Below are 12128 nucleotides of genomic sequence, written 5' to 3'. Positions count from 1 at the left end.
ATCTGACTGGCAGCACTGGCAGTCGACGTTGAATGAGTGGTGACGATTTCTCGACAGACGCATTTTTATGCTCTGCTAAAACCTCGCACCATAGGAGATACCCTTACTGCCTCCTATGGAAGTGGTTGATGTGAAGGCCACACGACTCGGTCTCGACCTAGCAAGGCCGCGCCATTTGCCACAGCAAGAGTCCCCGTGGCTAGGCTTGAAAATCAAATCGGAAACAGTTCACCGGACAAGATCAACTTCAACTCCATGCCGGTGGTCAGGGAATGAGTGCATCGCCCCTCCAACACGTGGGTAAGAGGAGTTCGTTGCTACACACCTGATCCTTTCACTGGTTTGCACTTGGTGCCGGTTTCCTCATTTCCCTTCACCCTTGGCAGCAATCTGCCGCTCCTCTCCCACGGTCCGGGCACACACGACCAGCCGCTCTTCACAGATCACGCGTCTGCCGTTGCTCAGTGCAATCAACGTGAGCGGTGCACCCTTGTCAATCATCAGCACCTTGGCGACCGGGTAGACACCACGATCGGTCTCCAAAAGCCACGGATAACGCCGGGAACGTTCATCCACAAAACAACGCTTGCTTTCTTTCTACCCCATATAGATGCCAAGTGCGGCTTGTATAGCGGGAGCGTAGCTGCAACGCAAGCCGCACCGCCTCTCTGCTCAGTGAGCATGAGATTGCTCGAGAATCCTGCAGCGTTCGTACTCGTAGCGCGGGCGATCCCAGGCCCCATAGATGGAGGTGACGAGAAAGTTGAACATCTTCTTGGCGAAACGGGTGACTGGAGCAATGTAGAGCAGCTGGCTGCGCCGCCCAGATGGTTCACAGCGGGCGACCGGTCACTAGTGTCCTGAGTTAGAAATTCGTAGACAAAATCTCTCGATGCTCGCCAGGATGTCATCGGCAGACTTGACCCAGACGAACGGTGTGGGATTTGAGTTGTTCAGTTCCAGGTATTGGCGAATCGCCTGCTCAAGCTGTCTTGTCGATCGGTGTGTGCCGCGACGGATGTACTTCTCGGTCAGGGTTGCAAACCAACGTTCCACCTGATTGAGCCAAGACGCGGAGGTTGGCGTGAAGTGCACGTGGAACCTGGGGTGTCTTGCAAACCATGCCTTGACCGCAGGGGTCTTGTGCGTGCCGTAGTTGTCCATCACCAAATGCACATCCAGCTGGGCTGGCACATTCGCTTCAATGGTACGCAGGAACTGCAAAAACTCCGTGCTGCGATGGCGCCTGTGTAACTGTCCAATCACCTCCCCCGTGGCAATGTCCAGTGCCGCAAACAGCGTCGTCGTTCCATGGCGCATGTAGTCGTGCGTTCTGCGCTCAGGAATACCTGGTGCCAGCGGCAAGATCGGCTGTGTGCGGTCCAGCGCCTGTATCTGGCTCTTCTCATCCACGCACAGCACCATCGCCTTGACGGGCGGGTCCATGTACAAGCCGACGATGTCACGGACTTTGTCGACAAACAGCGGATCACTGGAGAGCTTGAACGTCTCCTGGCGGTGCGGCTGTAGACCGAAAGCCCGCCAGATTCGACTGACAGCCGTCTGTGACATGCCCATTGCGTGGGCCATGGTGCGGGTACTCCAATGAGTCGCGCCTACTGGCACAGACTCCAGCGTCTTGGCGATCACTGCATCGACGCGCTCATCTTCAATCGTGCGCGGAGCGCCAGGACGTGGCGCATCCAACAAACCCTGCATGCGAAGTTCAACAAAACGGCCCCGCCACTTGGAAACTGTTTGCTGCGTGACCCGCAGGCGCGCTGCCACCACTTTGTTGTCCAAGCCCTCTGCGCAAGCGAGCACGATCCGCGCTCGCAGGGCCAAGGCCTGCGCTGTCTTGCGACGCTTGGTCAGCGCAATCAGTTGCTCTCGCTCCGTCGCGCCCAACACCAATGGAGTCTTTGGTCTTCCGCTCATGGCCACCTCGTCGTACAACACACTACACGACTGATCACCGTCAGGGAAAATAATTCAATGAATTTTTAACTCAGGACACTAGAAGCGGATCACATCGGTAGTCCGATGCTAGCTCAAGCAGCAAGTGCTATGCGATGGTCATCGAAGACATACACACTCTTGCCCTTGATCGACAAATGATTGAGAAGCGAGGTCAATGGCATGGCACGCTGCTTGGGGTAGGGGGTAGGTGAAGAAATCGCGAACGAAATTAGCTACCGCTTGTCGCGAATATTTCGATTCCAGCAAGCAAGAAGAAATGCCTGCTTCGTAAGGGCAGGCGGCCGGATGAATGCAGCGCAAGCTGAATGGGCCTAAGACCAATAGTCAAACATGACCTCCACCGAAGGACAATAGGTTTTGGATGGGCTACAAGTGGGCCACGGATGGGCCACAGAAAATGGCCATGAACGCCTCTGACCCTTGCACTTAGAACTTCTCTGGGCCCAGCACTGGCTTCAGAAGAGTAGGTAGGAAATCAACCGACTGCTGCGTGGGGCATGAGTAGCTCACGTAAGTCGTTAATTCTGGTGCGGCTGGCGGGGATCGAACCCACGACCCTCGGCTTCGGAGGCCGATACTCTATCCACTGAGCTACAGCCGCATGCTGTTTGGAGACCAAGAGTCTACCTGTTGCGTTTTTCGCCGATGACGACAGCCTTCGGAGGCCAATACTCTATCCACTGAGCTACAGCCGCACACCGCGCGTCAGCGCAGACTTCGATTATTGCACGTCAGCAGGCCACCCCCAACCGGAAGATCCTGCATTCGCCACACAATTCGTCCCACCGCGCGCCGCCACCCCGCTCAACCCGCCGGTAGCGACAAGCCAAGTCCCAGCAGATACGCATCCGTGCTGACGCGCCCGACGCGCACCAGATCAAACGCACCTTCATTCAATATCCAGTTCTGCATCAACCCATTGAACAACGCATGCAGGCCGACCGCAGCCTCCATGGGCGTCATCGGCAAGACAATGCCCTGTAACTGCGCGGCGTTCTCAAAATCCCGCGACAACTGCCGCGTAAAGGCTTCAGAAGCTGTTACATGCCGCTCTCGCACGCCTGCGAGATCCGTCACGTACTCCACCCTGTACAAAGCAATTTCGAAAACTCGCCGTGTGCGCTCATCAGACGCCACGGTCCGCAGCACCAACGCCATCATCGCCCGCAAACGCTGCACGGGATCCGCGCAGGTGCTGCACTCAATCTCCCTGTACCCCTGCTCCAACGGCAAGGTTCCCCGCTCCATCATGGCCTTGAACAGGTCAACCTTGTCCTTGAAGTGCCAGTAGATGGCCCCACGAGTCGCTCCAGCAGCATGCGCGATGTCACTCAACGATGCGCGCGAGACGCCCTTCTCAAGAAAAACACATTCCGCAGCATCAATCAACCCATTGCGCGTTGCAATCGCCTCTTCTTTTGTTTTACGCGCCATAGCGTTCCTTGTCTCATTGAACCCGACCGCCGACGTTCCGCAGCAAGGTCTTGGTAGCAATTATACATTCATGATTGTATGTATAATTTCAGACCAGCTTCCACGGTTGCCGACGGCGATGAAACGCTACATTCGCCCTCCGCTTCTGCCCCCCACTTCTTTGATGCCCATCAAAAGGTCTCCCATGCCAAAAATGCGTGCCGCATGCACCACCACCTCGCCTTTGAGCCTGTCCAAGCAGAAGACACGCACCGCACTGGCCATTCTCACGACCACGATGCTTTTGACGGCTTGCGGCAAATCCGGCGAACCAGCCCCTGGAAACAGCGCCCAAATGCCTCCGGTCGAGGTGGGCGTCGTAACTGCTACGCCCGGTGATATAGGGCTCGTGACCGAATTGCCAGGACGCATTGAAGCCTCCCGAATTGCCGAGGTGCGCGCGCGAGCAGCGGGCATCCTGCAGCAGCGGCTCTTCAAAGAAGGAAGCGATGTGAAGGCGGGCCAGCCCCTGTTCCGTATCGATCCTGCGCCCTACGCCGCAGCGGCCGAAAGCGCCCGGGCAAGCCTCGCGAAGGCCCAGGCCAACCTGGCCCAGGCAAGCGCGCTGGTGGAGCGCTATCGGCCGCTGGTGGGTGCAAACGCCATCAGCAAACAGGAATTCGTAAATGCGGAGGCAGCTGAGAAGCAGGCACTGGCTGACGTCGCCTCAGCGAAAGCTGCGGTGCGCACGGCAGATATCAACCTCGGCTACGCCAGCGTGACGTCACCCATCTCCGGCCGCATTGGCCGGGCACTGGTGACCGAAGGCGCACTGGTGGGTCAAGGCGAGGCAACACCACTGGCTGTCGTGCAGCAAATCAACCCTGTTTACGTGAACTTCACCCAGTCCGCAAGCGACGTATACCGGTTGCGCCGTGCCGTGGAAAGCGGGCAATTCAAGCGCACTGGCGACGGCAACGCTGCCAGTGTCAAGCTCGTCATGGGTGACGGCACGGAGTACGAACAGCCCGGGAAACTGCTGTTCACCGATCTGTCGGTGGACTCCACCACAGGCCAAGTCACACTGCGCGCCGAAGTGCCCAACCCGAAAGGGGAACTGCTGCCTGGTCTGTACCTGCGGGTGCGCCTTGAACAGGCGCAAGCCAGCAATGCCATCAGTCTCCCCCAGCAGGCCGTGACACGGACCCAGCAGGGCGACACCGTCAGTGTGGTGGGAGACGATGGCAAGGTGTCCCAACGGGCGATCAAGATCAGCGCGGCGCAGAACAACCGCTGGGTCGTTCTCGACGGGCTCAAGGCCGGAGAGAAAGTCATGGTGGATGGCTTTCAGAAGCTGCAGATGCTGCCACCCGGAACACCTGTAAAACCCGTCCCGTGGCAGGCACCCGGTACGGCATCTGCGCCTGCTGTAACAGCGCCCAGCCCCACCGCAGCGGCTTCCAAGCCATAAGGGGCGACCAACCATGGCCAAGTTTTTTATTGACCGTCCGATCTTCGCGTGGGTGATCGCTTTGTTCATCATGGTGATGGGCGCCGTGGCAATTACCCAGTTGCCGATTGCCCAGTACCCTCCGGTGGCACCACCCGCCATCGTCATCAATGCAGCCTACCCTGGGGCATCTGCACAGACGCTGGAAGACAGCGTGTTGTCCGTCATCGAGCGCGAGATGAACGGCTCACCCGGTTTGCTCTATATGGAATCGGTCGCGCAGGCAGACGGCTCCGGCAGCATCACGCTCAGTTTCCAGCCGGGCACGAACGCCGATCTGGCCCAGGTGGATGTTCAGAACCGGTTGTCGCGGGCCTCGCCGCGCCTGCCGTCTGCCGTGACGCAGCAGGGCGTACGGGTCGACAAATCGCGCTCCAATTTCCTGTTGTTCACGATGCTTTCGTCCACCAATCCCGAAATGGACACGGTGGCACTGGGGGACTACGCATCGCGCAACATCGTGCCCGAATTGCAACGCGTCAACGGCATCGGCCAGGCGCAGCTTTTCGGTACCGAGCGCGCCATGCGCATCTGGATCGACCCTGCCAAGATGGTCAGCTTCAACCTGTCCGCCGCCGAAATCACGGCGGCCATCCGCTCACAGAACGCACAGGTAGCCAGCGGCACGATCGGCGACCTGCCCAATGTGGCGGGCCAGGGCATCGCCGCCACAGTGGTCGTCAACGGCCAACTGTCGAGCGTCGAGCAGTTCGGCAACATCGTGTTGCGCGCCAATACTGATGGGTCCACAGTGCGCATCAAGGACGTCGCGCGCGTGGAACTTGGTGGCCAGGCCTACGCCACCACGGCGCGCCTGAACGGAAAGCCCGCCGTGGGTATCGGCGTCCAGCTGTCGCCCAGCGGCAATGCGCTGGAAGCCGCGAAGGCTGTGCGCGCCAAGATGGACGAGCTATCGCGCTACTTCCCAGAAGGCACGACCTGGAGCATCCCGTATGACAGCTCGCGCTTCATCGATATTTCCATCACGCAGGTGGCCATCACGCTGCTGGAAGCCGTTGGCCTGGTATTCCTGGTCATGTTCCTGTTCTTGCAGAACTGGCGCTACACCATCATCCCTACCATTGTTGTTCCGATTGCACTGCTGGGCACGTTCGCCACGCTGCTGGCGCTTGGCTTCTCGATCAATGTGCTGACCATGTTCGGCATGGTGCTGGTGATCGGCATCGTGGTGGACGATGCGATTGTGGTGGTGGAAAACGTCGAACGCATCATGAGCGAGGAAGGCCTTCCGCCACTGGAGGCCACCCGCAAGGCGATGCGCCAGATCTCGGGAGCCATCATTGGCGTGACCGTGGTGCTGATCTCGGTATTTGTTCCGCTGGCATTTTTTGCCGGATCCACGGGCAACATCTACCGCCAGTTCTCGGCGGTGATGGTGGCGTCGATCGGCTTCTCCGCCTTCATGGCGCTGTCGCTGACGCCTGCACTGTGTGCCACACTGCTCAAACCCGTTGAAGCCGGTCACCACCATGAAAAACGGGGGTTCTTTGGCTGGTTCAACCGTGGCTTCTCGCGCACCGCCAAGGGCTACGAAGGACTGGTAGCCCGCATTCTCAAGCGTGCGGCACGCTACCTCATCATCTATGCAGCCATCATTGGTGCTGTCGTAGTGGTCTACATGCGCCTGCCCACATCGTTCCTGCCGGGGGAAGACCAGGGCAACATCATCGTCAACGTGCAATTGCCGCCCGGTGCGACACAGGAGCGCACATTGGATGTGATGCAGCAGGTGGAAGAGTTCATTCTCAAGCAGCCTGAAGTGCAGAGCATGGTGGGGGTGCTGGGCTTCAGCTTCTCTGGCCAGGGTCAGAACGCCGCGCTGGCATTCGTGACACTCAAGGACTGGAAGGAACGCGCGGGTCCGGGCCAGTCGGCCCAGGACCTGGCGAACCGCGCCTTCGGAGGACTGATGGGCATACGTGATGCCTTCATCTTTCCGCTCAGCCCACCGCCCATCCCCGAACTGGGCAGCGCCAGCGGGTTCACCTTCCGCCTGCAGGACCGCAGCGGCGCGGGGCACCAGGCGCTCGTCAATGCCCGCAACCAGTTGCTGGGCATGGCCGCGCAGAGCAAGGTGCTGGCCCAGGTGCGCCCTGATGGCCTGGAAGACGCGCCGCAACTGCAGATCGACATCGACCGCGACAAGGCCAACGCCCTGGGCGTGCCGTTCGATGCGATCAACTCGTCCCTGTCGTCGGCACTGGGATCGACCTACGTGAACGACTTCCCGAACCAGGGCCGCCTGCAGCGTGTGGTGATCCAGGCCGACGCGCCCGCGCGCATGCAGCCTGATGACTTGCTGCAAATCCATGCCACCAATCGCCAGGGCAAGCTGGTGCCGCTATCGGCCTTCGCCACCACGCGCTGGGTCAACGGCGCGCAGCAAACGGTGCGCTACAACGGTTATCCCGCCATGCGCATCTCTGGCTCGCCCGCACCGGGCATGAGCACGGGCGCTGCGATGGCCGAAATGGAAAAACTGGCCGCGCAATTGCCCGCCGGTTTTGGCTACGAATGGACGGGTCAGTCGCGCGAGGAAAAACTTGCAGGCTCGCAGTCGCTCATCCTGTACAGCTTTGCCATCCTGGCGGTGTTCCTGTGCCTGGCAGCGTTGTATGAAAGCTGGTCGATCCCCCTGGCTGTGATTCTGGTCGTACCGCTCGGTGTGCTGGGCGTTCTGCTGGCCACATTGCTACGCGGCTACTCGAACGACGTGTACTTCCAGGTGGGGCTGATCACCATCATCGGGCTGTCCGCCAAGAACGCCATTCTGATCATCGAGTTTGCGAAGGATCTGCAGGCGCAAGGCAAGGGATTGATCGAGTCGGCCCTGACCGCCGCACACCTGCGCTTTCGCCCCATCATCATGACCTCCATGGCTTTCGGGCTGGGTGTGGTGCCACTGGCCATTGCCTCGGGCGCAGGCTCGGCCAGCCAGCGCGCCATCGGCACCGGCGTGCTGGGAGGCATGATCACCGGTACGGCGCTTGCCGTATTCTTTGTGCCGGTGTTCTTCGTATTGGTGCGCGGCCTGTTCAAAGGCAGCGCACGCCAGCAGGAAATGAATCGCCGCCATGCAGAGGCAGCAGGAGTTGGAACCCATGACTAAGCGCAGCGCACCCATCGCACTGGCAACCGCTGCCCTGCTGGCGGGCTGCTCCTTCATCCCCACATATGAGCGCCCCGAAGCCCCGGTTCCCGCCACCTATGCCAGCACGGCAGCGATGGCACAAGATGTGGCCACAGCCACCGTGCCCTGGCAGAACTACTTTGCCGAACCCAGGCTGCAGCATTTGATCGAGGTAGCCCTCGCCAACAACCGCGATCTGCGTGTCGCCGTGCTCAACATCGAGCAGGCACGCGCAGCATTTCAGGTGCGCCGTGCCGACCTGTATCCCGGCGTTGGCCTGGCTGCGAATGCGTCCCGGGCACCCGCCGCCGGCACGGGGGACCTGACCAACGCTTTCAGCGTGGGTTTGGCCATCTCTTCATGGGAGATCGATTTCTTCGGCCGCATTGCCAGCCTCAAGGAACAAGCCTTGGCCCAGTACCTCGCCACGGAGCAAGGGCGCAATGCAGTCCAGGTGAGCCTGATTGCCGCCGTGGCCAATGGCTGGCTGAACCTCTTGGCCGACGAAGAATTGCTGGATCTCTCGCGCCAGACCCTCGCTTCCCGCGAAGAGTCGGTACGCCTGACCAAGATGCGGCTGGATGCGGGAGTTGCCTCCGAGCTCGATTTTCGCCAAGCCCAATCGCTGACAGAGGCAGCGCGTGCCACGCTCGCCCAGCAGCAACGGCAGCGCGCACTGGACGAAAACGCCTTGGCATTGCTGCTGGGCCAATCGCTGCCCGAGGACATTCGCGGCAGCCTCGCGGGCAGCCGACTTGCGGCTGCGCCCGCGATGGCGCAATTGCCTGCGGGGTTGCCGTCCGACTTGCTGAACCGCCGGCCGGACATTCTCCAGGCGGAGCAGCAGCTCATTGCGTCGAACGCCAACATTGGTGCTGCACGTGCCGCATTTTTCCCCCGGATAGCGCTTACCGCCCAGGCGGGCAGTGCCAGCGGAGAGCTGTCCGGCCTGTTCAAGGGCGGGTCGTGGGGGTTCACGATTGCACCGTCACTTCTGCTTCCCATCTTTGATGCGGGGCGCAACCAGGCAAACCTCGAGAGTGCGCAAGCAGGCCGGAGCATTGCCGTCGCCCAGTACGAGAAAGCCATACAGACAGCGTTCCGTGAGGTGTCCGACGCGCTGGCGGGCCAGGCCACACTGGGCGAGCAGGCCCGGGCACAGCAGGCGCAGGCGCAAGCGGAGGCCGCCAGACTGCAGCTCGCCGACCTGCGGTACCGCAACGGCGTGTCCAGCTATCTGGATCTGCTGGATGCCCAGCGCTCGCTGTTTGTGGCGCAACAGGCCGTCGTGCAGGTGCGGCTGGCACAGCTGCAGAATCAGGTGGCGCTCTACAAGGCCCTGGGGGGTGGCGCGCCCCCAGCAACCGCGGGGGCACCGTCCTGAAGCCCACTGCGCTCCGTGCCTGCATCCAGGCAGGTGCGGCATGTGGGGGCGCGCGTTGGGGCGTGTGTTGACGGCAGCGGGTAGTCCAGGCCGAGCGGGCAGACCCGCAGATATAATTTAAGGTTGATTTCATCAAAGCCCCGCTACACCAGAGGACGTCATGAGCGACAACCACCACGAAGAAGCCCATACCGGCCCGATCAAGAACCCCAAGCAGTTGCTGATCGCGGTACTTGGTTCGTTTGTGATTCCGGTCTTTGCCATCATTGGCTTGGTCCTGTATGTCACGTCGGCCGACAAGCCCGCTGCGGGCGCCGCCAACCCCGAGAAAGCCATCGCCGAGCGCATCCAGAAGGTCGGCATGGTCGAAATCCGTGATGCCAACCGTCCGCTCAGGTCGGGTGAAGAAGCTTACAAAGGACAGTGCGCCGCCTGCCACGCCACGGGCGCTGCCGGCGCTCCCAAACTGGGTGATGAAGCCGCATGGTCTGCCCGCATTGCCACAGGCTTTGAAGCACTGGTGCAGTCCGCCCTGAAGGGCAAGGGGGCGATGGCTCCCCAGGGTGGCGGTGATTTCAACGACACCGAGATTGCCCGCGCAGTGGCATACATGGCCAACTCCGCTGGCGCCAAGTTCGCCGAACCCGCAGGCCCCGCCGCCGAGGGAGCGGCTGCAGCGCCTGCCGAAGCCAGTGCCCCGGCGGCGGCTCCAGTGGCCGCAGCATCGGTGTCGCAATCTGAAGCCGCTGCAGCACCTGCCACGGCAGCGGTGGCTGGTGCAGGCACTGGTGAGGCGCTGTACAAGCAGGCGTGCCAGGTGTGCCACGCTGCAGGTGTCGCGGGCGCCCCCAAGCTGGGTGACAAGGCCGCCTGGGCTACCCGCATGGCGGGCGGCATGGACGCTCTCTACAACAGTGTGCTCAATGGCAAGGGCGCCATGCCCCCCCGTGGCGGTGCCGCCCAGGCATCGGATGCCGATTTGCGTGCAGCGGTCGAGTTCATGACCGCAACGGTCAAATGACGTCTGCAAACCCCCTGTGCTGTTCTACGGCAGGGGTGGCATAAAAAAACCGGTCGCAGACCGGTTTTTTTATGCGCGCGCTACCGGTGTCACGCGGCCGTCTTGCTGCGGTCCAGCGGGCTCATGGCATAGCCAAACCGCTCTGGCAGGTCGGCCGCGTGCACCTGCTGTGGCGTCCAGTGCCCTGCCTCAACAGCTTGTACTGCCAGTGCCACATCCAGCGTGTGCACAAGGCCAAACCCCATATCCGTGGCCAGGTAGACACGGCCCTGCTCGTCCACCAGGCAGTTGTGCACCACCGCTGCACGACCGGTGTGGGATACCACGGAGGAATCCGGCTGTATGCGCCAGATGAAGGGCGTGGTTTCCAGCTCCACGTACACCCGCTGAGGGCCATTCTGAAAGAACCACTGGCCGTGCGCGTCGGGCTCGTAGTTGCGTTCAATGAACTCGATCAGCTTCTCATGCTGGAGCAGTGATCCCTTGCTCAGCGGGAAGGGCCCTGCAGCCTGCGCCGAATCATCGCGCAGGTACCAGCGGCCCCGCGCATCCAGGCCCAGCCAGCCGTAGCAGGCGGGCACATTGGGCCACTTGGCCAGCGCCTGTTTGACGATGTCATCCATGGGGTGATTCTGCACCCACCGGCATATCAGGCCGCGTCATGGCCCCAGCCCCTGCGTGGGCTGCCAGCCATTCGCCCACGGCGTCAGGCATCGCACGCACATGCCCGGGCAGGCGGCCACGGGCAAAGCCCACATGCCCGCCATGTGCCGGTTGCCAGAGCGTCACGAACGGGTTGCGGACCTCCTGCGGCGAAGGAAGGCTGGCGGCCGGAACAAACGGGTCGTTGAGCGCATTAACGACCAAGGCGGGCACACGAATCCGGTGCAGCAAGGGCTTGGCCGATGCACGCTGCCAATAGTCTTCGGTGTTCCGAAACCCGTGCAGTGGCGCGGTGAACACGTTATCGAAAGCATAGAGATCGCGCGCCGCCAGCAGCGCCTGCCGGTCGAACAGCCCCGGATGCTGCGCCAGTTTGCGCAGGGCCTTGGGCACCAGCGTTCGCATGAACATGCGGGTGTAGACCTGCCGGTTGAATCCGCGCCCAATCGCATGGCCCCCAGCGGCCAGGTCAATCGGCGAGCACACGGCAGCGACTGCATCGGCATGGCGCGCGGCGTCCTCGCCCACTTCAGCGGCCCAGCGCAGCAGTGCATTGCCCCCCAGCGAGACGCCCACGGCCATCAGCGGCCCGTCATGCGCGGCGCGCAGCCGCTGCAGCATCCAGCCGATCTCGGCATGGTCGCCCGAATGGTAGGCGCGCGGCGCACGGTTGATCTCCCCGCTGCAACCCCGAAAGTGCGGCAGCGCGCAGGCCCACCCCCGCTCGCGCGCCAGGTCGGCAAACGCTTCGCCATAGTGGCTGCGCGATGAACCTTCGAGGCCATGGAACACCACCAGCAGAGGACGGCGGCGTGGGGACGGCGCATGTGGCGCACGCAGTGCGCCATCGTGGAGAAAATCCACGTCCACAAAGTCGCCATCGGGCGTGTCCCAGCGCTCACGCCGGTATTCGGGGCGTGGGCCAAACACACGCCGTGAATACAGGGCCGGCCAGATCGTCTGCATCTGCCCCCCGGGGAGCCATCGAGGCGCTATATATTTCATA

At 61.7% G+C, this 12128-nt stretch carries 9 protein-coding genes and 1 tRNA gene; 4 read left to right on the top strand and 6 right to left on the bottom strand.

The genetic code is table 11. The features are described 5' to 3' along the window. Positions 1–363: 363 nt before the first annotated feature. The 4 genes from AAFF19_RS03210 to AAFF19_RS03195 form a co-directional block, all read right to left on the bottom strand. A complete protein-coding gene (locus AAFF19_RS03210) occupies positions 364–576 on the bottom strand; it encodes a hypothetical protein (RefSeq protein ID WP_182120693.1) in 213 nt (70 codons plus the stop codon). Between the two features lie 276 nt (positions 577–852). Continuing rightward, complete coding sequence (locus AAFF19_RS03205) at positions 853–1938, bottom strand: IS630 family transposase (RefSeq protein WP_342721310.1); 1086 nt, start codon at positions 1936–1938, stop codon at positions 853–855. Between the two features lie 567 nt (positions 1939–2505). Then, positions 2506–2581, bottom strand: a tRNA-Arg gene (locus tag AAFF19_RS03200). A 203-nt stretch (positions 2582–2784) separates the two neighbouring features. Then, a complete protein-coding gene (locus tag AAFF19_RS03195) occupies positions 2785–3414 on the bottom strand; it encodes a TetR family transcriptional regulator (protein WP_342721308.1) in 630 nt (209 codons plus the stop codon). Between the two features lie 193 nt (positions 3415–3607). Between AAFF19_RS03195 and AAFF19_RS03190 the strand changes: the two genes are divergently transcribed. The 4 genes from AAFF19_RS03190 (at position 3608) to AAFF19_RS03175 (ending at position 10459) form a co-directional block, all read left to right on the top strand. Beyond that, positions 3608–4864, top strand: a complete 1257-nt coding sequence (locus AAFF19_RS03190) for an efflux RND transporter periplasmic adaptor subunit (RefSeq protein WP_342721823.1) — start codon at positions 3608–3610, stop codon at positions 4862–4864. Between the two features lie 13 nt (positions 4865–4877). Continuing rightward, positions 4878–8033: an efflux RND transporter permease subunit gene (locus AAFF19_RS03185; RefSeq protein ID WP_342721307.1), complete on the top strand. Its 3156-nt coding sequence runs from the start codon at positions 4878–4880 to the stop codon at positions 8031–8033. Continuing rightward, positions 8026–9438, top strand: a complete 1413-nt coding sequence (locus AAFF19_RS03180) for an efflux transporter outer membrane subunit (RefSeq protein ID WP_342721306.1) — start codon at positions 8026–8028, stop codon at positions 9436–9438. The genes AAFF19_RS03185 and AAFF19_RS03180 overlap by 8 nt, the downstream gene beginning before the upstream one ends. A gap of 160 nt (positions 9439–9598) precedes the next feature. Then, positions 9599–10459, top strand: a complete 861-nt coding sequence (locus AAFF19_RS03175) for a c-type cytochrome (protein ID WP_342721305.1) — start codon at positions 9599–9601, stop codon at positions 10457–10459. A gap of 89 nt (positions 10460–10548) precedes the next feature. Here the strand turns inward: AAFF19_RS03175 and AAFF19_RS03170 are convergent, their stop codons facing one another. Both AAFF19_RS03170 and AAFF19_RS03165 read right to left on the bottom strand, forming a co-directional pair. Beyond that, the gene (locus AAFF19_RS03170; RefSeq protein WP_342721304.1) at positions 10549–11082 is read right to left on the bottom strand and encodes a DUF2946 family protein; all 534 of its coding nucleotides are present in this window, start codon (positions 11080–11082) and stop codon (positions 10549–10551) included. Then, entirely contained in the window at positions 11075–12127 is a 1053-nt protein-coding gene (locus AAFF19_RS03165; RefSeq protein WP_342721303.1) for an alpha/beta fold hydrolase, read from the bottom strand. Before AAFF19_RS03165 ends, AAFF19_RS03170 begins: the two co-directional genes overlap by 8 nt. Position 12128: the final 1 nt, after the last annotated feature.

Source organism: Acidovorax sp. FHTAMBA, from assembly GCF_038958875.1.
GTDB lineage: Bacteria > Pseudomonadota > Gammaproteobacteria > Burkholderiales > Burkholderiaceae_C > Acidovorax.
The sequence above is the reverse complement of the archived record's forward strand: the minus strand, read 5'-3'. Positions and strand labels throughout refer to the sequence as shown.